We start from the raw sequence: 21,033 nt of genomic DNA, 5'->3' as shown, positions 1-21,033 counted from the left end.
ATAAACGTTGTTGTTTAGGGTACGAGTTTTGGTGTTACGACCGAAGCGAAAAAGAATGGGTACGTGTTAAGCCCTCAAGCGGTCGCCACAACTATGGGAAAAACTGGTGCAAAACAAATGACAAAAACAATGGTCTACAAGGCAGTAAAACGAGCAGATTTTGAGTATTCAAACGCAGCGCGTGGATACGTGTATCGGGGAGAGAAAATATCTGATGCTGAAGCGGAAAAACTAAAGCATAAATGGGCTAAAAAAGACCTGATGGACAATGCAAAAAAAGATGGATCGTTCACACCAGAATCATTAGAAATGTTCAAAACCTTGGTGAATCATGTATCACCACGGGAGTTGACCGCCAAACAGCAAGCTTTGACATACCATAGCCTTAAACGCTACACAGATTGCGTATTTAACCTTTATGAAGTCACCGCTAAACAAACACCTCCAGCAAAACTAAAACGACCGTACAGCATGCCTAGACTGGATGGTACGGATAACCCTTGGAACCAAGGCAAACGAGAAAACGATGTCTATATATACAAGGGGATTGAGTACAAAGGCATTGAAGCGGAAACAGCAATGCATAAAGTGGTGATTGCATCAGAATTAACGGCAATTGCCGGATTGGATAATCAGTTAGCGAATCTGGCCAACGAAACAGGTGTAGCGTTGTTTTCAGAATTTATTGAAGTTGCACACCAGAACAATGATTTAAAGGATTTAACATATGTAGTTTTTGATTATGTAAAACATCTAATTGTGACGATTGATCGCTATTTTGATTTAAAACTGAAATCTAACGTGTCGGTCAGTATTTCAGTGAACCGAGTAGCTGGCTATTCAAGGTATAGCATAGTTCAACGGAAATAGACGCACGAACGCAACCAGTGACATTACATGTGTCGTCAATGACAGCTTATGTGTCTCGAACGTGCACGTAATTTTGGATTGATTGGTTTGAATGCAGAAAATGTAAATTATGCAAAGTAACACCATGAATATAGCTGATGATTGTACGGTAGTACGTAGACCGTATCAAAGAATGACGACAGCTAACATGCTTAAGATTTGTTATAATAAACAAATTGTTAGTATCTAAACGACACATGAGCTGTCATTTTTTGGAAATTGCGACTACCCTATTCATTTTAATTCGAACTTTAACTTATGTTCACCTGAAGTCTAGTTAATAAAACTTTTAATAATTTTATTTATTATTTTCAATAACTTATATAAATAAAAAAATAATTATAAATTTTTGGTTCATGAACCTAATGAATTTATTGATACTTTTATAAAATAGAGTTAATTTGTCCGAGAGATATGGGTAGATATCTATTTTTGGTCTTTTTAGTGATTAGAGATATGACCATTGTCATCAAATTTTAAGGAATTCCTTAAGTTTTTTTCTTATAATTCAATAAAATAATTTTGAATACTCAAAAATTAAATGTAATATAAGTCACATTATGAACCGTTAAGTGAAATACGTTTTGCTTAAACGAATGATTGAGTTAGATCATCTAAATGATGATCGTGCTAGAAGACTCAGGTTTTACACCAAAATATTTGGCAGACTTTATTTTAAATACAATCCTAAACTGAATATAAAAAACCTTCGGAGGGCTTATTTGGCCAAACTAACCATCAACCTGAAAAAACTAAATTCTTACGCTAAGTATTTTTTCTAAAAGACACCGTACATATAGCATTACTTTATGTTAATAAAAATTTAGCATCATTTTTGACGCTTATTTGTTGTATGTGCAAAAGCAAGACATTTTAAATAAAGAATCTTTTAATATGAAAGTTACATATCCAGAGACAGGTATATACGAGCACGAACTCAAAGCAATTGATAAGATTAAAAAGGTCTTTGATCGTGGCGAAAAAACTAAAAACTGGCGAGCATATGCTGGTTTTGAATTTATGCATAAAAATGGAAAAAAAGCAGTAGCGAAAGGTAGTTCTGAGAAATTTGAATATGATCTCCTAATTATTACTCATGCAAACATTTTGGTCATTGAATTCAAGGACTGGAACGGTAAGGAAATTACAAAAGTTGCAGGAAAATGGTACGTAGGTAATAAAGAGCAAGATTCATGCCCTGTAGCTAAAAATGTAAAAAAAATGCAAATTATAGTTAATAAACTAAAGGATAAAGTTTCAGAAAAGAAAGCTAAGGGCATTACATTTCATTACCAAAGTGTTTCTCACTTTGTTGTCATGTGTGGTAAAGCAGATTATTCGCGCCTGCCTCCAGAAGATTTAGAGCACATTCTTTCGATAGATGAGTTTATACAATTAGCTCAACAGAAGAATTTTAATAATATGTTCCGCAAGCATCTGGAACGTGATGGTCGCATATATGATATTAAAAAAGAATATCACGCCATTATTGATGAAATTTTTGCGCCTGACCAAATTCAACCACGCTCTTTGATTATTAATAATCATGAACGAGGTGACTTGATCTTACCGCATCCTAAAAAGATTTATAGCGAGTATAAAGCGCATTCATTGACCATCGTTGGTGAAAAATCTTTAATGCGTTGTTGGGATTTTAATGAATTCAAGTTGAGTAACTCAAGAATGAGTCAGCCTCAACATCGATTCAACTTGATCTGCAATGAGCGCCGGGTTTTCCAAAAAATTAAAACAGAAAAGCCTGATCTTTATCAAAGTTGTTTGCACCCGATTACAAACCCAAGTCTTGATGACATGACATCAAAATATAATGAGTTGTATGAGTTGCCTGAGAACAGCTATCGAGTCAACGAATTCATCGGCGCTTATGCTGAGAAAATGTCTGAATCTGAGAAATTGGATTTATTCCAGATTTTGCTTGGTAAATTTAATCACCTACATCAAATGGGAATTACTCATGGTGATGTGGGTGATCATAGTGTGTGGATCTCTTATAAAAAGGAGATATTGCTATCCAATTTTTCGGCAGCAAATGATCAAACACAGCCCTCGAAAATTGACCCTGAACTGGCTAACGAACTCCCATTTTTGAATACAACAGCTCATCTTCCGAATCTTGCGCTGACAGCTGCACAAAAGGATGTGTATTGGTTAGGGCAGTTAATCCTTCATATTTGGAAGAATGCTCGACTGAGCCCACGTTCATTGAAAAAATTTAGTCTTGAGGAGCGAGATCAGAACCACTGGTTAGAGCGTATTTTAACACGAGCTTTGACAGGGAAATATGATAATGCATGTGCAGTATTCCAAGATTTCTTAGCTCAAAAACCTGCTGAACAAGTTAGTTATGAACTTGATGCAGATGTACTGAATCCATATTTAAATCAGACAAATACCTATATCAGTTACCCGATATTTGGCGCGCCTATTGATGCTAACCAAAATTTTACACTCTATGCATCAGGCAACATGTTAGTCAAAACATGGATGGGTAAAGTTGCATCTGCAATGACAACTTATCAAAAGAGTTGTTTTAAGCGATTCTTTGAAGAACTTAAAATGACGCAGGCTCTCAATTTGCCATACCTTCCTAAGATTATTGATTTTGGTTTATCAACTAGCACAGCATGTGTGTATCTAGTAACTGAAATGGTAAAGGGTGAAGCTTGGTCAACGGTTATTGAGGGCTTAACTGAGGATGAAAAAAATGAACTTTCACTTCAGTTATTGCATTCTCTGAAAAAATTTCATGAGCATGGCTTTCAACATGGAAACTTGGATGATGAAAAGATTCTAGTAGATAAAACAAACTTGAAAGTTAGTTTTAATGATTGCTTCCATCCTGAAGTACCACAACCTGATTCTTCTAATGCTTATTTCCCATCTGATATTGAAGATCCAACAGTCATTCAGTGTGACAACTTTACTGCATTGAAATTAATCGCAGATCTATACGATATAGACTTGGCTGTGGATGATGTGGCTTCAATGGATCCTACTTTATCCTGGCTAAATACAGCCTTGAGCATAGAAGGAATGGAAGATCCAAGTGTACGCTATATTGATAATTCTCGCTTTATAGAGGCATTTGAATGTAAGGGTGCTATTGTAAAAGAAGCTCCTCAGATTAGTATTTATACAAGTAAGGTTGAGACGCCCTTTACGATTTATCCCGAAAACGGCAAAGTTTATATCCAACTTGAGGCAGCAAGTGAGGGGGATTTTCGATTTACACTTAGCGGAATCAATGGCATGTTAAAAGGGTTTTATAAGCCCCATGAAAATCAATTAAGTTTCCTTGATTTTGTCAAAAAACAAGACCTGTGGTGGAAGGCTAGTAGGGATGCAGATCTGACTATTGATGTTAGCATTGAAGTCCACCCGATATCTGGGATGAGTAAGCGTGACAACATTGTAGAGTTAAATGACTTCTTAGCAAAAGATCAAAACTTTAAGGATGCTATTGAACAGTTTAAGCAAGCACAGCTCAAAAGGACTCAAGAGAAAGAGGAAACATTACGGGCTCTGCGTGAACAAAAAGCATTACAAGAAGAGATAGGCGATGTTATAGCTACTGATGAGCTTATGGCACAGCCAATGAGTCATCTGCCTACACATAGCCACTTAATTGATATTGAAACGAAAGAGTTGTGGAAAAAAGTCATGGCGACTGAGCGTCATGCACATCCTACAATCACTCTGTCTGAGCCGTTAAAGATAGTTTCGAGCAAACATTTTAAAGATTCAAAGAGTGCTATTGCATACTATGACTCTGCAGAAGATGTTTCAGCTAAATTTTCAAAGACCGATAAAGTCGATGTAATGTGCACTAAAGAAACTGGGGCGGGAGGTGATTACACTTTCTGCATAGGTACGGTGAATATTGCGCAATCAAAAGTCGGAGAATTGTGGATCGATTTTTGTAAAAAAACAAATGAAGTTCCTGAAGAAGCAACACTGTTTCTACAAAGCAAGGCAGATAAGTCATCTAATCGGAAACGTGCAGATGCTCTGACAAATATTCTGAGTAATAAGGCTGTCATTGAAAATCTCGTAGATTACTTTGAACCATCATTAGTGATTGAAGCAAAAGATTATGAGATTGAAGTGCCTGATGAAGATCTAGATCACTATAACAAATACAAAAATGGGGAATTGGTTAAAGCCCTCAATCCATTACAACGTAAAGCGTTCCGTAATGTGCTTAAGTATGGACCTGTATCACTATTAAAGGGACCACCAGGAACCGGCAAAACTGAATTTATCTCTATACTGGCTCACTATCTCTATGATAAACAAAATGTATCTAACATCTTAATTGTTAGTCAGTCGCACGAAGCTGTAAATACAAGTGTTGAGCGTATACGTCAGCTATGCACAGAGTATGACACACCATTAAGTATTGCTCGAATAAGCAATAAAGAGAGTGCTGTGTCTCCTGAATTAAAAGATGTCTATACAGGCTCAATTATTACGAGCCAGATAGAGCTGTTTAAGTCTAATATTAAAGAAAGAGTGCTTGAGCTTGCAAAAGATTTATCACTTGAAGCTGAATACTTGAGCGATCTTTATGAAATCAGAGTCACTATTTTAAATAGTCTTAAATCTGCGTATCAGTCAATCGACCAAGATGATCTTGATCAAAAGTTTAGTTTCTCATTAGAAGAGTATACCCAGGCTTTCAAATCAGCAATGCATAAGCTGAAGAGCATGTTTGACGGAAATCAAGACTTTTGGGATCAACTGGAAGACTGTATCAATGATAAAGAGATAACAGTATTAAACCAGTTAAATAAGATCGACATGATTACGTTCGCAGCACTTAATCAATACTACGGGGTATCTAATGAGGAAGGACTTAAAGCGAAAGCCTTGATCAATATTGCCCTAGATTATGAACCATTAATTGAAAGCCAAAATGCTAATTATGAAAGTTTTCTGGTCAAAACAAGGCAATTAGTCTGTGGCACATGCGTTGGTGTTGGCCAACAAAGTATTGGAATCGCCAATCACGTATTTGATTGGGTGATTATTGATGAAGCAGCACGTTCAATCGCTTCAGAATTGGCAATTGCAATGCAGTCAGGTGCACGTATTTTATTAGTTGGGGATCAAGACCAACTTCCTCCACTATATTCGAGCGATCATATAAAGGCTTTAGCTAAGCAACTTAAGATATCAGATGATGATTTGGAAGATAAATTACAAAGCGACTTTGGCCGTATCTTTAATTCACATTATGGACTAAAGGCTAGTTCAGAACTCTTGTCACAGTACCGAATGAGTCCGAGCATCGGCGAATTAGTTTCAGACTGTTTTTATGAAGGAAAACTTGAAACTGAAGTTGTCGATTCTCGTGGTTTAAGTGATGAAGAGCTGAAAGAAATTAAGTTAAAGCGGATTGTGCCTGATAACTATGCATCCGACATCGTAATAGAATTGAATTCAACAGTTACTTGGGTGGATACTGGGAATGCTGAGCATTTCAAAATGGAGAAAGGTAGTAGTATTTATAACCCACATGAAATTAATGAAATTATCGATTTTCTTCAGCGGATTGACCAAGACAAACTCTTGTTAAATAAATTAGTGCCAGAGCCTGATTCCCTTAAAGAGCCTGCTATTGGTGTAATTTGTACCTATGCTGAGCAAAAAAACCGGTTAAGAAAAGCCTTCTCTTTGTGTGAAGTGTCAGATGCATTGAGATCAATTGTGCGTATTGATACGGTGGATAGTTATCAAGGTAAACAGAATAAGATCATCATTCTCTCAGTTACGCGAAATGATCCAACTAAGTTTCCTGCATTTTTGAAGTCACCAAATCGTGTGAACGTGGCTTTATCTCGCGCAATGGATCGTCTTGTAATCTTTGGTGCGTCAGAAATGTGGCAAGGAGTCAACAGTAACTTACCTTTAGGACGCGTATTAAATTACATCAAGTGCCGTGAAAATCAGACTTTAGAATATCGATATATTTCAAAACGCGCCATTGTCAAAATAGTACAAAACAATCCGCACATTAATAAAAATAGATCAAAAAAATATAGAAAGGCAGGGGTATAACTCATGGAAAATTCACTAAGAAGCTATCATGACGTAGATGTTACATTGCCATCACAACTATTCAATGTGGCATTTAGCTATACCACAACAGATACCTTAGATTTTATTGATTCTATGGTATTGCGCCTATTGGTAATTGCACCACTTTCTGCTGAAAAAATAGCGCGGTTCTTAGGGTTATCTAATCATGAAACAGATGTGCTATTAACTAAATTATTAAAACAAATGCAGATAAAACATCTTGAAGATGATCGATTTGCTCTGACTCAGCGACTTGAGAAAGCATTCTCGGATGTTTGTGCAATTCCTTATGTAAATAAGATTGAGGACAATATTCAAAAGATGAGTTTTGAGATGATTGGCTTGAATCCTGAGCCAGTTAATCCCAACGCATCTGACAATGGGGCAAATTCAATTAAATTAGATGCTTCTAACCAATACCTTTCAAATGGTGAGTCTTTGGTTAGTAAGGAGTTTCAGAAAAATTTTCGATTTTATTTCAGCCAAGGATTAGTTAAGTTGAATCCATCAGTGGATGAAAAGAAGCTGCAACTGTATAAAATGAGCCAAGTGGAAAAATTGCGAGACCATTCTCGTCGTTTTACATTACCATTGACGCTTGATGAGAATTATACACCTACAGAGATTAGTGATTTTAATCACATGGAAAATCTTAACAAAATCGAAGATTCTCTTTACGCTGCTCTTAGATCAGCTAAGAAGCCACAAAATATTGAGGATATTCTAAAGGTACTCCATGAATTAGATATGGAGGATACTTTTTCAGTTGAATCTATTTTTAGCGAGAATAAGCTTAATTTAGATCGCTTATTTAAGCTAGAACACAAATCCAATGAATACTTTATCGGGCCAATATATTCTAAGGAAAATTCAGACCTGTTTTTCAAAACAATCAAACAATATCAAGACCAGAATAATGATGATAAACAGCTGTATTGGTTAGCTCCATCAGATGAATTTTGGGGTAAGTCAGATAGATTTAGTGATTTTATTGATCGTTTATCGACAACCACAATTACCAAAAACTTTAAATGCTTCTTACCAGTGGCATACAGAAATGATAAACAATCAATCGCAAGTTATAAAAAACTAATCACAGCTGAGGCAGGAGCCAAGCACTTTCTAACGTTTAAGGAAAGTAGTGTAGTTTTTGACGGTAATTTTGAGCTTTTGGTTATGAAAGACTCTTTTTGTGTTTTGATTATTCACGTTAGTGATTCATCCACAAATATTTTAACAACAGTGCCTGTGGGTATTATTGTCAAAAATAAGGCTATTGCCCAATCGTTTTATAAGTTTTTTGAAGACTTAGAGAACGATGGAGAGAACTTCTTTGGTTTATTAAATTCTAAAAAATAGAATAATCATCTTAAAAAGCTAGCAGATTTGCTAGCTTTTTTAAACTCAAATTAGAGTGGCAACAATCCAGACCAGACATTTCTACTTTGAAGTGGCTTTGTTGCACAAAGATTTGAAATGCAAAGCGCCCCTAATTGAGCCAAATTTAAGGCGTAACTTGGGTAAGTGGTCGACCTAATTCCGTAAATCTGTTAAGGACTGCTACACGTGCATGGATCTCATTCACTTGGCTATCAAAACTCCTTGCACTGAGTTTATCTCCTAATAATTTGATGCAATGCATCTTAGTTTCAACCAAACTTCGCCGATGATAGCCTGACCATTTTTTCCATAGTGTCCTGCCTAAACGTTTAATTGTTCGAAGTAATGTAAGCGTCCGCTGAACCCCACTTTTTCTAACTCATTAATACCGCGATAGTGTCCACTTAAATTTAAGTGGACACCTATTTATGGATTTAAAGACAGTTATAGACAGTGCACCAACGCTAAAAAAGCCCCGTCGAACCTTCACAGCTGAATTTAAACATCAACTTATTCAGCAATGCCAGCAGCCAGATACATCAGTGGCCAAGGTAGCAATGCAACATCAGATCAATGCCAATCTGCTACATAAATGGATTCGTCAGTCCAGATCAATGCCCCCTGCATTAAAAACCCCATCCATTCCACAGACTGACTTTCTTCCGGTCATTCTTCACCCGACTCCAGTCAAACAAGAAGCACCTCTACCACCTGTGCCAGAGAAGAAAGCTGTCGCTCATATCAGGATTCCATTACATGAGGCACCAAGTTCCGCAAGGGATCAGATGATCGAGATCGACTGGCCGGTGGAGTCAGTAACTGAATTACTGTTGCTGATCCAGGGTTTGACTCAATGATTCGTATTGATGAGATCTGGTTGTCTACCCAGCCGATGGACATGCGTGCAGGGATGGATACAGCCATGGCTCAGGTGCTGAGAGCCTTTGGCTACATCAAACCGCATTGCGCTTACCTGTTCTGTAATAAGCGTGGCCATCGTATGAAAGTGCTGGTGCATGATGGACTGGGTATCTGGCTGTGTGCCCGGCGGCTGGAACAGGGGAAATTCCACTGGGCTAAAGTTCACCAGGGTGAAAGTATGGCGATCAGCCCGGAGCAGTTACAGGCACTGATCCAGGGTTTGCCCTGGCAAAGAATCGGACTGCAGCAAGTGGTAACAATGCTCTAAACCAGGCTCATCCATTCTGCTATTCTCCAAACGTTCTATTTCCTCTGCATCATGACCTCAGGCATACTGCGGTCATGAATACGCTGCCTGATTTAAGCCAACTGACCCATGAACAACTGCTGGAATTTACCAGACAGTTGGCGATGCAGCATCAGTCTCTGGCACAATCTAAACAACAACTGGAACAATCAAATCAGCAATTAGATGCCAGAGTTCAACATCTTGAAGTCACCAATCAGCAATTAGATTCTAAAGTTCAACATCTTTCTATTCTCAATCAAAAATACGAGCATGAGCTTGCACTATTTAAACAGCATAAATTCGGCAGTAAAAACGAACATCTAACCGCAAAACAAATCCATCTCTGGGATGAAGCGGTTGAAGAAGATATTGCAGCGGTTGATCTGGAACTGGAACGACTGAATGCAGATAAAACCAATGCAGCTGCACAGAAAGCCCCAGTCAACAAACCTAAACGTCGGCTGTTGCCAGATCATCTACACACCCTCCGTATTGAGCATGAACCTGAATCAACACAATGCAGTTGTGGCTGTACCTTGCGTCGTATCGGTGAAGATGTCAGTGAAAAACTGAATTTCAGACCGGCACAGTTCTATAAGGAACAGCATGTGCGTGGTAAATGGGTCTGTGATCAGTGTGACACTCTGACTCAGCAAGCGATGCCAGCCTATGTGATTGATAAAGGCATTGCTTCACCTGAATTGCTTAGCCATGTGCTGGTGTCAAAGTATGCCGATCATTTGCCTTTGTACCGTCAACGTCAAATCTTTCTACGCGCAGGTGTTGATCTGTCTAGATCAACGTTATCTGACTGGATTGGCCGCTGTGGGGTGGAACTGGAACCTCTGGCCAATGCCTTAAAACAGGTGGTACTGCAACAGCAGGTGATCCATGCAGATGAAACACCGGTGACGGTCATGCAGATGGGTGAAAATGAGAAAAAGCCCAAAAAAGGTTATGTCTGGGCCTATGCCAGCACACAGTACAATCCAGTTCAGGCAGTGAACTATGACTTTCAAGATAGCCGTTCTGGCCAGCATGCTGAAGACTTCCTGAAAGGCTGGCAGGGTCATTTGGTCTGTGATGATTACAGTGGTTATAAAGCACGCTTTAGATCAGGTCAGGTCATTGAGGTGGGCTGCATGGCACATGCACGTCGTAAATTCCATGAACTACATGTGACCAAGAAAAGTCAGGTCGCTGAACAGGCATTAGTGCTGATTCAGAAATTATATGCGATAGAAGCAGAATTAAGAAAAAAGACGGATGGTACAGCGGAAGACCGCTGCGAATACCGACAACAGCATAGTCAACCGGTCATGCAACAACTATATGAATGGCTCAACCAACATCAGCTGACGGTGCCATCGAGTTCTCCAACCGCCCGGGCGATCAATTACAGCCTAAAACGTTGGACTGCTTTAAGCCGCTATCTGGATGATGGCAATCTACCCATTGACAATAATTGGATAGAGAACCAAATGCGTCCCTGGGCCTTGGGGCGTAAGAACTGGCTATTTGCAGGTTCGCTGCGCAGTGGTCAACGAGCTGCCAATATCATGACTTTAATCCAGTCAGCAAAGCTGAATGGCTTGGATCCGTATGCCTATTTAAGTGATGTGCTGAAAAGGTTGCCAACACATAAAGTGCCCCAAATAGAAGAATTACTACCTCACCGCTGGAAACCTGAACCCCGTTAAAACTTGGCGATCGCGTTCAGCGGATGCTTACAGTGAAACTGTCAGTAGCAAAGGAAATAACTCATACTTTTATTATTATGAAATGCCTCAATATGCGAATAAACTACTCAAACATAATAATTGGCGTATTCCTCGTAGAGTCATAAATCTTTTTTGTGCAAAACAAGGTGGAACAATACGCGAGGGAAATAAATATTATTTTGAACCTTATGTACTTTTCCCAGATGGAGAGTATAAGTCTCAAGGTACTTTTGCTTGCAAAGTGAATAATGAATTTGTTTGGGCTGTATTGGCTAATGCAACACAGGTTCAACCTGACGGTACACCAAGTGAAAGATATAGGTATCGTTTTAATCTGACAGTTCTCCCTGTCGAGCAATATGCTCAAAGATTCTTAGAACCTCAAACAAATGAAGAAATAGTATTAAAAAATAAAGTAGATCCAACCTTTGCTGCTAAAGAACAACAACGTTTAGATGAAAGGCGCAAAGAGAGGGATGCAGCTTTAGCTAAATGGAAAGATTTTGATAAAAAAGCTATCGCAAATGCGCCCACTAAAAATGATATAGGTAAAACCATATGTACTGATTCTAAATATATAGAGGCGATGCCTGATAAACGAATTGTAGATAATGTTTATATGACCAATTTGGCCGCTGCTAGATTTGGTGACATTGTAGCTAAGCTTGAAGATGTTTCTCCAGATGGTAAAAATATCAAGATTAACTTACGTGGAATTGGAGACAGTTCTACTGGACAAATTAAGGTAAATGATAAATGGCAATACAAAGGTATGGAGATTAAAAACGGTACTGTAACTTGGGAACCAAGTTATAACTGGCGTGTATGCTCATATATTTAATTCATTAAAAAAGACTAATCTCAAAATCAGTCCTTCTTAAGGAATTTTTTGACAAGCTGAATGTGCAAAATAAAAAATGCACATTCAGAGTATGGATCTAATCACTAGCTATCCAAGCATATTATGCAAAAAATTAGGGGCATAAAGTTTTTAGGTGTCCCTTTCAATATTGCCAGCTACGCTCTGCTCACCCATATGATCGCACAAGTCTGTGAGCTTGAGGTCGGTGATTTTGTCTGGACGGGTGGTGATACGCACCTGTATGCCAACCACTTTGAACAAGCCAAACTTCAGCTGAGTCGTGAGCCTTTAGGTCTATGTCAGTTAAAACTGAATCCTGAAATTAAAGATCTATTCGATTTCAAATTTGAAGATATTGAAATTGTCGGCTATGAATCCCATCCGGCAATTAAAGCGCCTGTCACGGTTTAATTTTTCCCAAACCCAAGAAAATCAAAATCCCACTTTGCTTAAAGTGGGATTTTGCGTTTTAATAGGAACAATTTTTACTTGTTTTTGAGTGTGGGTATGGCATTTCAGGATTTAGAAGTCGTTCATGTCGTTGCAATGGATCAGCAGCGCTGTATTGGTAAGGACAATGACCTGCCTTGGCATATCTCAGCAGATCTAAAACATTTTAAGGAAATCACCCAGGGCGGTGTAATTGTAATGGGACGTAAGACCCTTGAATCCATGGGACGTGCCTTGCCTAAACGTGTCAACTGGGTCATTACCCGTGATACAGACTGGTCTTTTGAAGGTACTAAAGTCGCACACACGATTGAAGATGCCTTGAACCAAGCTGTTGCAGATGTAAAAGCGTCAGAAAAACCGGAGTCTATTTATATTATTGGGGGTGGTGAAATCTTCAAACAGACAATGAGTATTGCTGACCGTCTGGAACTGACCCATGTCGAACTGGATGTACAAGGTCATGCCTTCTACCCGGAAATTCCTGCTGAATTCAAAAAAGTTTTTTCCGAACAACATATCGACGACAAAACTGGGATTGCTTTTGAGTTTGCAACTTATAGAAAATGAAGAATAATTTTTAATTAAAGATTCAATTATGCATATACTCCTGAGCTAATTTTTCTTGACGTTTTTGTTCTTCTTCTAAACGTTTTTTATATGCGATTCTGTCATCAGAAGATTCTTTTTTATATTGATTAAAAGAGATCTTCCCTTCAACAAGGTCATGTAAAGTATTCAGATTATTACGAAGTAATTCATTTCGCTCTAGCGAGCTACTCTTTGTATCTTTCCATTTTTTCTAGGTGGAATCACCGCATGCGCTTGCCGATCTGCAATGACCTGACGGCATTGCTTGGTGTCATAAGCCCCATCGGTATAAACAGAGTCAATCCGCTCATCTTGTGGAATCTGATTAAGTAAATCACCAAGCACCTGTGAATCACTGACATTATTGGTTGTAAGCTGAACTGCTCGTATTTGTAGGGTTTTAGCATCTATACCAATATGAAGTTTACGCCATTGGCGACGATATTCAGGTCCATGTTTCTTGCGTTTCCATTCGCCCTCACCTAGAAACTTCATGCCTGTAGAGTCCATGAGTAGATGCAGCCCATCGCTACTTTTTTGGTAGCTGATTACAATATCAATATGCTTTTGTCTTCTACAAAGCGTGGTGTAATCTGGAGCTATCCAATTTAATCCGCAAAGTTTAATCAGACTTTGCACAAAGCCAGTGACCATACGTAAAGACAGACGGAATAAGGATTTAATCATTAAGCAGCATTGGATGGCTGCGTCGGAGTAGATTTGATTTCGCCCTTGTTTGCCTTTTGATGGAGCATATCATTGCGTAGCAGGATCAAACCAAATGGCAATATTTCCTCGACTCATGAGTGCTCGGTTATATGCGGGCCAATTGGTTGTGCGGTAGATTTTGTGTGTAGGCTTCTTCATTTGAAAATTATATCGCTGAAAAACCCTTTACAGATAGGTTTGTGCAACAAAGCCATTCAGAATTGAAATAGAAAAATTTAAAAATAAATAACTTGGAAATAGATTTTATGATAAAATTCAATCAGCTATATTAATTTCTACACTTATGTCTGCACTACAAAAAATTAATGAAGATATGATAGTGAATCTTCCTAAGGGTGATTTACACGTTCATTTAAATGGAGCTATTCCAACAAATTTAGTTAAGGAATTATTAGCAAAAAATACAAATGGAATTCCCTCAAATTTTGATATTAATAAAGATTTAAATATTCTCGAACCACAAAAAAATCTGCAAGATTATTTAAAACCATGGAAAGTCTTAAATTTAATACCTAGATCGCAGAGTGATTTAAATAAAATAGTATTACAAACATTTTTTAGTTTAAAACGGCTTTGTTGTATAAACATTCTTCAAGATACTGATTTTTAAGGATTTGTTTAAATTTTAATCCAAAAATAAATTAAACAAAATCATAGTCTTAGATATTTATGCAACAAAGCCCCATTAGAGCTAAACTCCATTTACTAATGTCATATTTAAATCTAATGGTATGAAAGTACTATCAAATATACTGTTTAAATTACAGCGATTTCATTCTTGCTTCCATTATTTCGAATTTGAAGTCTTGGAACCATTGAATTATTTAAGTAATCATAAATAACCATTTCAGGATGATGCAGATCAAATGCTTGTCCAAACCATATACAAGCAGCATTGGATGCACATGGTAAGACATGAATTTTGGTAATTCCTTTATCTGTTAGACTATGAAATAACGCATGAATATCTTGCATGAAACTTAGTCCTCGTTCAGGATTTCTTATTGCTCCATTCCCCATATATTCTGGTTTAGCAGTAATATTAATTACCGGATGTCCTAATTCAACAGCCTTATTTTTAGAGGTTTCTGGATCAGCAGTGAGATTCAATCTAATAGTAATTTCAGTACAATCTTCTATTTCACTGAAATTATTAATTTCATACGCTTTGGTTGTACATATAAGATCAGGCCACATCCAACAACTTCCATCCCTATACATAAGCATAGGTATAAATTTCCCTTTATTTCCTAATTTACTTCCTAATGCTATTAGGCATGGCATAGGGCCGAAGCCAAAAATAGCTACTCTCTTATCATCAAATTTAGTTTCCCTAAGTAATTGTTCTGTTTGAACTTCAAATTCTTCTAAAAAATACTTTTTATAGAACTCATCAGCTGAAGCTCTTAAATGAGCTGGTAATGGTTCATGAATTAGTGTCTTATCTTTATGCAAAATAGATTTTAATGGGAGAAGGCAGCTTGCAATATCACGTCGTGAAGGAGACTGAGGAATATTGCGATTCACGGGCCAGAAAAATAAATACACTGGCATAGGAGTAAAGCTTAAAGAATCTAATAAATCTTCGCATTGTGCTGTGAAATTACTTCTCATTTGCGAGAGTCTTGAAGCTGTATATTCTGCGCCAGCAACTTTATCAATTAACCTATGATGTTTTTCACATAATAATAAAATATTCGTTGGATCATCTGATAGTTGATATGAGAAGAAGGGGATACCGCGAGTAGAATTTTCTGATGCTGCAACATTATGAGCTAAAACGCCATATGTACCTTCAAATCCAGTTATTTCATCTATGTTTAATTTTGCACCACATCCTTTAAACATACATCGGCCATGACTTGAGAGATAAATCTGGTTTTTATCTTTTTCAGATAAATCGTTACCCCTACCTGTAAGATGCTCAAAATCAAAAATTCTTTTTATGAAATATTCTAATTGGTTTACAGGGTTTGGTTTTTGTTTAGGAATCTTTCTAGGAACAAAATCTACATCTTTAACTTCGCTCTCTTGAGAGGAGGTTAAATTCCATGTTTCTTTTAACTTTTCAAAATCATGTAGAGTGTGGGCATCAATTATGTGACCTTGAAGAAAGCGTGCATAAATGGAAATTTTTTTGGCAAGCAATCTTCGGACAAAAGTTAAAGTATCATCATAATTGAGAATTATACGGAAAAAACTTTCAGGGCTTTTATTTTTCAATAAGACAAAAATTATATTTTTACGTTCTTCATCAACTAATACACCTAATGAATCTATACAAATATGCTTTAAAATTTCTTCTATATATTTATTTGCATTTGATAAATCATCTATTGCTGATAAAGAAGTCTGTAAACTTAGGGATGGGTCTAGTTGCATTTTCAATTTAACTCAATATAACCTAACAGTTTGATTTTAAAATTTTTTCTACCAATCCAGATTCCAGTTTTTACTCTTCCGATTATTAAATATAAAACTGGGTCATTAAGATTGGTAATGCCATTTAGAACAGTATCTATATCCCTTAAATCGGTTGGAGAGGGTGTTGGTACATCTTCAGGATGTGTATGCCATAGGCCTTGAAAATTATAGAATTTTTTAGATTCGTTCCAAGCTTGTATTAAAGCATATTGGTGGGACTTTGACCTAAAGAAAGACATACGTGTTTGACAGTCTCCTTCCATAGGAGAGGTAAAGCTTTCAATGATTTTAGCTTTAGTTTCTATGTCTGTTCTTCCAATTAGAATGCCACCCGATTCTGGAGAATCTGATTCTAATTGTATAAATTGCTTTAAACTCTTTAAAACATTTGCTTGAATAATAAAGACTTGGCCTGTAGGTGTGTCACATTTAATCCTCCCTTGAGTTATGTATTGCAACATGGGCATACTTCTTTATAAATTTCTTTTAAATTCAATATATTAATTCCATTTGAATTATTTACTGAATTATAAAAAGGGGTAGTAATTATTCCATTTTTATTTGCATTCTGATTGTCGCCAGAAATAGAAACAAATCCTAATTGTTGATTCAGGACATATTCAGAAATATAGCTTGCTAGCTTCATGCAATTTAAAGAAGAGAAGGGGGTAAATGCACCAGCACACCCTGTAATATTTTTAGCAATTAGCTGTCCAGATTGTACATATTTATACATAGGGGTAAGACTTTTATTTGATTTTTCATCAAAATATAAGCAGTTTAAACATCCTACATGTTTATTATTGAAAGAAATAAAATGTCCACCTAAATCATAAGGTTCTAACCAGCCTATTATTACTTGAATGTTTGCACTTATTTCATAAATAGTTTTTACGAGAGAAATCTCAGTAGGAGTATGGCCAATTGCTATGATGATAGTATCAATATCTTCAGTAATTTTTGATTTTATCCAGCTTTCACCATGGCTTACGAATGGAAAAATAGTTAATCCGGGCCTTTCTATTAAAAACTTATTAGCTAAAGAAGTAGATTTATAGGTATTAACATACTGCAAACCTAAAGAATGACGATAAATATTATCTGTTTTTAAAAGCTCTGGATCTATGAAAGAAAATTTATTTACGCCTGTTTGAGCTAATATCTCTGCAATCTTTGAGCCTAAAGCCCCACATCCGATAATCGCTATATGTCTTGTTTTTTTCTCTTGCCCCGTTCTATTTAATAAATAATCTATCCACGCTCTTTGTGTTAAAGAGACTTTAAAGCCTTTGAAGGATACTTTTTCTTTGAAAGAATACCAAATGGCATAATAAAAAATCACATAAGCAAATCCATGTTCATTTGGAATTCCCACTAGGGCATAATGATTGCCTTGTTTTAACAAAGATCGTTTGTTCTCATTAGAGAGGGTATTAACAATTTTTAGAAAATAGTCCTCATTAAAATAATCTCCTATATCTGGTATGGGGAAAACAGAAGCATCTTCTAATAATATCTTATGAATTTTTACTTTTGTGAGCTGGTTGTGGTTTATGTAAGAACTATCGCCATCATCAATATGCTCTAATATTTGATGATTCCCTTTTGATGATTTTCTTAACCAACCATATAAATTAAATGTAGAAGTAGGGTCGCAATGTAATATTACATCCTCATTTATATTTTGAGTGCTGCCTAAATATCCTTCTAGTTCGTTATACAAGCTTACTCGGTTGTTTAATTGAAAATTAATAAAAGATTGCTTGAGTATATCTATAGCCCTTTCAAAGAATTCAGTAATAAGTTCTTTATGTCTATAGCCTTCAAAGTTTTCACCTTGATGATCCGTAGTACAAATTTCCCCACTTTGACTCACATGATCTAAGGCAGACATTGGTCGTGTCAATATTCTAAAAATGGGAGGTATCGTCCAATTAGCTCTATTTTGAAAAATTAGACCAAGGCAAACCTGTTGTGTATTAATGAGAAAATCAAATTTTAGATTAACCCAATCCTTAGTAATAGAAGTGACATGGATATTTTGAGCTCCATGTTCACTTAATAGCTTTTCAATATTGTCTAACTTTGGGTTATCAAAAAACATTGAGTTTTCCTAAGCAGATTTTCCTTCTTGAGTGTAATAAGTTTGTACTACTGGTTCGGACACTTCTTGTATTTCAGGGATAGGGAATTGTCTTCCAAAAGTTTTATTTAAAATTTTGCAAGCTTCTACTGTATCAGTTTCCTCATTTACAGCTTCTAAAGATGATTTTAAATCTTCAAGTTTTGATTTTAAGTGCTCCATTTGTTTTCGGGTCAATTTTTCGAGTAAGTCTACACCTTGATGTGCAGGTAAATTAATTACGAGTCTGAAGTAATACTCGTTATTTTCTGGATCAATGCTAAAGGTAGTGAATTGATCTAATACATTATTTACTATAGAAAGTAATACCTTATTATCATTCTCATAATCTTCAGCTGTTATATGCTCATATACAGCTGTAGTGATAGCAATACTCTTAAAAAAATCTAGACCTTTCTCATTTCGCCATTGTTTCAAGTAGCGAGTACATCGTCTAAACTGATGACGTAAATCTGAATCATCTTCAAATTTTCCCAAAATTGTATCGGTAAGTTCAGTAGGATTTGAAATATCCCAAGTCTTAAGGTCTTCAGAGGAGAATTCCTTACCTCGAGCTAGATACATATTGCCTTTGTCGTCTTCAGCGTAGATGGGCAGATCTACATGATAATCGGGACTACCATTTTTGAGATAAGTGACAGTTACGCAAGGTCGTTTGATCGTTACAGTTCTATTTGAATGAGTTAAAGCATCTCTAACAATTTTTTTAATTTCTACTGAGCCATATTCCTCTTTGTCACAATCTAATAAAACTCCTACATCAATATCATAATCTCCATTCTTAGGCTTAATCCCTGTGCCCAAGGCATAACTACCTTGATTAAAGTATTCAACAAATTGAGGACCATTTGGATCCTTTTTGAGTTCATCTTTTAAGGTGCTAATCAAAAGGTCACGTTTTTCACGTAATGTACTTTCTTCGTCATAACGACCTAATCGAATATTTGTGTGGAACTTAGCATAGTGTTTTTGTGGATTCGCCATATTGTTGTATTCCTGTAGTGCTTTTGTTGTTATGGGGATCTCCTATATTAAATACAAGTTAAGACATTAAAAAAAATAGAATTTTTAAAGGGAAAATTTAATCAAAAAATATTTAAACAAACGATGAGATGTATCAATCTCCAATTTTTAGCATTCCTTCCCAACTAAAATAGTTTTGAGTCAAATTCTTTCTGGACATCGCCCATACACGACCATGCATCTTGCAAGGTCCAATTACGGCATCGCCACCACAGAGTAAAAAGAATGTTCAAAATAAACAGTCTAAAAATTCTGAATAGCCTTTTAGAACAGAGAGTTAAGGCACACAATTTAAAATAGTCAGTGAGCCTATCAAAATCCTCATGTATGAAACCTAAGAAGTTCCACATTTTTCTGGGTATACAAGCCTAAATTTTATGGAAAGAATTCATATGCTGCTCCTTTAGCTAAAAGAGTATTCAGCTTACGATTCGTGGTTATTTTCAACAGTGCCTTCTGGTAAGGGTCGGCACCTGCACATCAAAAAAATCTCCCCCCAGAGTACGGCTGTTTCTATCGGGGGTAGAATATTCATTCTGTTACTTTAGACTATGCTCTAAAGTTACACTAAAGTGTTGATCTAAGAAAAAGTATCAATTTTTATCTACCCTTTGTAAAATTTATATCACTTAAGCGCAATCCCAATAAAATAAGCATGTACAAAATAAAAGTAGCTGTCTTTAACTGCTATTTTTGATGGTTGTTCAAATCCATTTCTTCAAGGGAACATCATTGACTCAAATTTTTATTTGCAGAAGTGTCCTATATTTTCTTTCAAATTGCGGCTAGGGTGGATATAAAAGGACCTAGCTGCTATCATTGCCCCCGAAATCCTCCAAAATAGATATCTTTCTTAATATGACACTTACGCCACCATAAGTTTATTTACCTCTTAATTCAGTAAATAACTCATCACTGTCTAGTGATGTGGTGTAGTAGCTTGTGTGTCATATATCACATCACTAGCCTTTCCTAAAATTTAAAAAAATAGGCTATTTTCATGTTATCCACTATTCGAGAACAATGGTTCTCCAATATTCGCGGGGATGTTCTTGCGGGTATTGTTGTTGCTTTGGCTCTAATTCCTGAAGCAATTGCCTTCTCCATCATTGCAGGTGTCGATCCTAAAGTCGGGCTATATGCTTCATTCTGTATTGCAGTTGTGATTGCTTTCGTAGGTGGTCGCCCTGGTATGATTTCTGCTGCAACTGGTGCAATGGCTTTATTAATGGTCACACTGGTTAAAGACCATGGTCTGCAATACTTATTAGCAGCCACAATTTTGACAGGATTTATTCAAATCCTAGCAGGTTATCTAAAATTAGGTGCTCTGATGCGGTTTGTATCAAAGTCAGTCGTGATGGCACTGTTGCAAATAACCACGAATGGTAAGCTGAAGACTGTTTTAGCTAAAGGTGCAGCATATGAATCCTTTCCATGGTCGGCATTTTCAGGGCGAAATCATTCTTTGGGCTGTGCGCTGGTATTG

The 21,033-nt window shown here is 36.6% G+C and carries 14 protein-coding genes and 3 pseudogenes; 11 read left to right on the top strand and 6 right to left on the bottom strand.

Annotated features, from left to right (window positions below):
* The first annotated feature begins 63 nt into the window (after positions 1–63).
* The 3 genes from ACEWB7_RS03175 to ACEWB7_RS03165 all read left to right on the top strand — a co-directional run bounded on the left by ACEWB7_RS03175 (position 64) and on the right by ACEWB7_RS03165 (position 8,370).
* Positions 64–870, top strand: coding sequence for a hypothetical protein (locus tag ACEWB7_RS03175; RefSeq protein ID WP_010591556.1), 807 nt, complete (start codon positions 64–66; stop codon positions 868–870).
* 894 nt (positions 871–1,764) lie between these two features.
* Positions 1,765–6,990 (top strand): AAA domain-containing protein, encoded by a 5,226-nt coding sequence (locus ACEWB7_RS03170; RefSeq protein WP_005005740.1) that lies wholly within the window; start codon positions 1,765–1,767, stop codon positions 6,988–6,990.
* Positions 6,991–6,993: 3 nt separating this feature from the next.
* A complete protein-coding gene (locus ACEWB7_RS03165; protein WP_005005738.1) occupies positions 6,994–8,370 on the top strand; it encodes a hypothetical protein in 1,377 nt (458 codons plus the stop codon).
* Positions 8,371–8,515: 145 nt separating this feature from the next.
* On the opposite strand, the pseudogene ACEWB7_RS03160 reads toward ACEWB7_RS03165, so the two are convergent.
* Positions 8,516–8,737: pseudogene (locus tag ACEWB7_RS03160) on the bottom strand (IS5/IS1182 family transposase); the annotation flags it as partial.
* An 82-nt stretch (positions 8,738–8,819) separates the two neighbouring features.
* On the opposite strand from ACEWB7_RS03160, the gene tnpA reads away from it, so the two are divergent.
* The 6 genes from tnpA (at position 8,820) to dfrA44 (ending at position 13,204) form a co-directional block, all read left to right on the top strand.
* A complete protein-coding gene (tnpA, locus tag ACEWB7_RS03155) occupies positions 8,820–9,248 on the top strand; it encodes an IS66-like element accessory protein TnpA (protein WP_000364662.1) in 429 nt (142 codons plus the stop codon).
* Entirely contained in the window at positions 9,245–9,580 is a 336-nt protein-coding gene (gene tnpB, locus ACEWB7_RS03150; RefSeq protein WP_000618090.1) for an IS66 family insertion sequence element accessory protein TnpB, read from the top strand. The genes tnpA and tnpB overlap by 4 nt, the downstream gene beginning before the upstream one ends.
* A 74-nt stretch (positions 9,581–9,654) precedes the next feature.
* Positions 9,655–11,301 carry an IS66-like element ISAba17 family transposase gene (locus ACEWB7_RS03145; protein WP_099143666.1) on the top strand — a complete coding sequence of 549 codons (1,647 nt, stop codon included), beginning with the start codon at positions 9,655–9,657 and terminating at the stop codon, positions 11,299–11,301.
* Positions 11,302–11,383: 82 nt separating this feature from the next.
* Complete coding sequence (locus ACEWB7_RS03140) at positions 11,384–12,163, top strand: hypothetical protein (RefSeq protein WP_031380729.1); 780 nt, start codon at positions 11,384–11,386, stop codon at positions 12,161–12,163.
* 123 nt (positions 12,164–12,286) lie between these two features.
* Complete coding sequence (gene thyA / locus ACEWB7_RS03135; protein WP_047939843.1) at positions 12,287–12,595, top strand: thymidylate synthase; 309 nt, start codon at positions 12,287–12,289, stop codon at positions 12,593–12,595.
* A 96-nt stretch (positions 12,596–12,691) separates the two neighbouring features.
* Complete coding sequence (gene dfrA44 / locus ACEWB7_RS03130; protein WP_031380727.1) at positions 12,692–13,204, top strand: trimethoprim-resistant dihydrofolate reductase DfrA44; 513 nt, start codon at positions 12,692–12,694, stop codon at positions 13,202–13,204.
* A gap of 178 nt (positions 13,205–13,382) precedes the next feature.
* Here the strand turns inward: dfrA44 and ACEWB7_RS03125 are convergent.
* Positions 13,383–14,092, bottom strand: a pseudogene (locus ACEWB7_RS03125) (IS5 family transposase); the annotation flags it as partial.
* A gap of 145 nt (positions 14,093–14,237) precedes the next feature.
* Between ACEWB7_RS03125 and ACEWB7_RS03120 the strand changes: the two are divergent.
* Positions 14,238–14,564, top strand: a complete 327-nt coding sequence (locus tag ACEWB7_RS03120; RefSeq protein ID WP_005028412.1) for a hypothetical protein — start codon at positions 14,238–14,240, stop codon at positions 14,562–14,564.
* 146 nt (positions 14,565–14,710) lie between these two features.
* On the opposite strand, the gene ACEWB7_RS03115 is transcribed toward ACEWB7_RS03120, so the two are convergent.
* Genes ACEWB7_RS03115 through ACEWB7_RS03100 form a run of 4 tightly spaced genes read right to left on the bottom strand, consistent with a single transcriptional unit; the run spans position 14,711 to position 19,505 of the window.
* Entirely contained in the window at positions 14,711–16,336 is a 1,626-nt protein-coding gene (locus ACEWB7_RS03115) for an SAVED domain-containing protein (protein WP_005006366.1), read from the bottom strand.
* A 2-nt stretch (positions 16,337–16,338) separates the two neighbouring features.
* Positions 16,339–16,839, bottom strand: a complete 501-nt coding sequence (locus tag ACEWB7_RS03110) for a Mov34/MPN/PAD-1 family protein (RefSeq protein WP_005006362.1) — start codon at positions 16,837–16,839, stop codon at positions 16,339–16,341.
* Positions 16,824–18,482 carry a ThiF family adenylyltransferase gene (locus ACEWB7_RS03105; protein WP_005006360.1) on the bottom strand — a complete coding sequence of 553 codons (1,659 nt, stop codon included), beginning with the start codon at positions 18,480–18,482 and terminating at the stop codon, positions 16,824–16,826. Before ACEWB7_RS03105 ends, ACEWB7_RS03110 begins: the two co-directional genes overlap by 16 nt.
* A gap of 9 nt (positions 18,483–18,491) precedes the next feature.
* Entirely contained in the window at positions 18,492–19,505 is a 1,014-nt protein-coding gene (locus tag ACEWB7_RS03100) for a nucleotidyltransferase (RefSeq protein ID WP_005006358.1), read from the bottom strand.
* Between the two features lie 1,039 nt (positions 19,506–20,544).
* Here ACEWB7_RS03100 and ACEWB7_RS03095 point away from each other — a divergent pair.
* Positions 20,545–20,916 (top strand): annotated as a pseudogene (locus ACEWB7_RS03095) (SulP family inorganic anion transporter); the annotation flags it as partial.
* Positions 20,917–21,033 lie beyond the last annotated feature (117 nt).

It is taken from the genome of Acinetobacter sp. NIOH-H-8 (genome assembly GCF_046635365.1).
Classification (GTDB): Bacteria; Pseudomonadota; Gammaproteobacteria; order Pseudomonadales; family Moraxellaceae; genus Acinetobacter.
Note: the sequence above shows the minus strand (reverse complement) of the source record. Positions and strands in the feature narration are given on the sequence as shown.

What these genes read in the sequence shown, in the direction of transcription:
- ACEWB7_RS03165 (WP_005005738.1), top strand. Translation starts at nt 6,994, where the DNA reads ATGGAAAATTCACTAAGAAGCTATCATGACGTAGATGTTACATTGCCA.
- tnpA (WP_000364662.1), top strand. Translation starts at nt 8,820, where the DNA reads ATGGATTTAAAGACAGTTATAGACAGTGCACCAACGCTAAAAAAGCCC.
- tnpB (WP_000618090.1), top strand. Translation starts at nt 9,245, where the DNA reads ATGATTCGTATTGATGAGATCTGGTTGTCTACCCAGCCGATGGACATG.
- ACEWB7_RS03145 (WP_099143666.1), top strand. Translation starts at nt 9,655, where the DNA reads ATGAATACGCTGCCTGATTTAAGCCAACTGACCCATGAACAACTGCTG.
- ACEWB7_RS03140 (WP_031380729.1), top strand. Translation starts at nt 11,384, where the DNA reads ATGCCTCAATATGCGAATAAACTACTCAAACATAATAATTGGCGTATT.
- thyA (WP_047939843.1), top strand. Translation starts at nt 12,287, where the DNA reads ATGCAAAAAATTAGGGGCATAAAGTTTTTAGGTGTCCCTTTCAATATT.
- dfrA44 (WP_031380727.1), top strand. Translation starts at nt 12,692, where the DNA reads ATGGCATTTCAGGATTTAGAAGTCGTTCATGTCGTTGCAATGGATCAG.
- ACEWB7_RS03120 (WP_005028412.1), top strand. Translation starts at nt 14,238, where the DNA reads ATGTCTGCACTACAAAAAATTAATGAAGATATGATAGTGAATCTTCCT.
- ACEWB7_RS03115 (WP_005006366.1), bottom strand. Translation starts at nt 16,336, where the DNA reads ATGCAACTAGACCCATCCCTAAGTTTACAGACTTCTTTATCAGCAATA.
- ACEWB7_RS03110 (WP_005006362.1), bottom strand. Translation starts at nt 16,839, where the DNA reads ATGTTGCAATACATAACTCAAGGGAGGATTAAATGTGACACACCTACA.
- ACEWB7_RS03105 (WP_005006360.1), bottom strand. Translation starts at nt 18,482, where the DNA reads ATGTTTTTTGATAACCCAAAGTTAGACAATATTGAAAAGCTATTAAGT.
- ACEWB7_RS03100 (WP_005006358.1), bottom strand. Translation starts at nt 19,505, where the DNA reads ATGGCGAATCCACAAAAACACTATGCTAAGTTCCACACAAATATTCGA.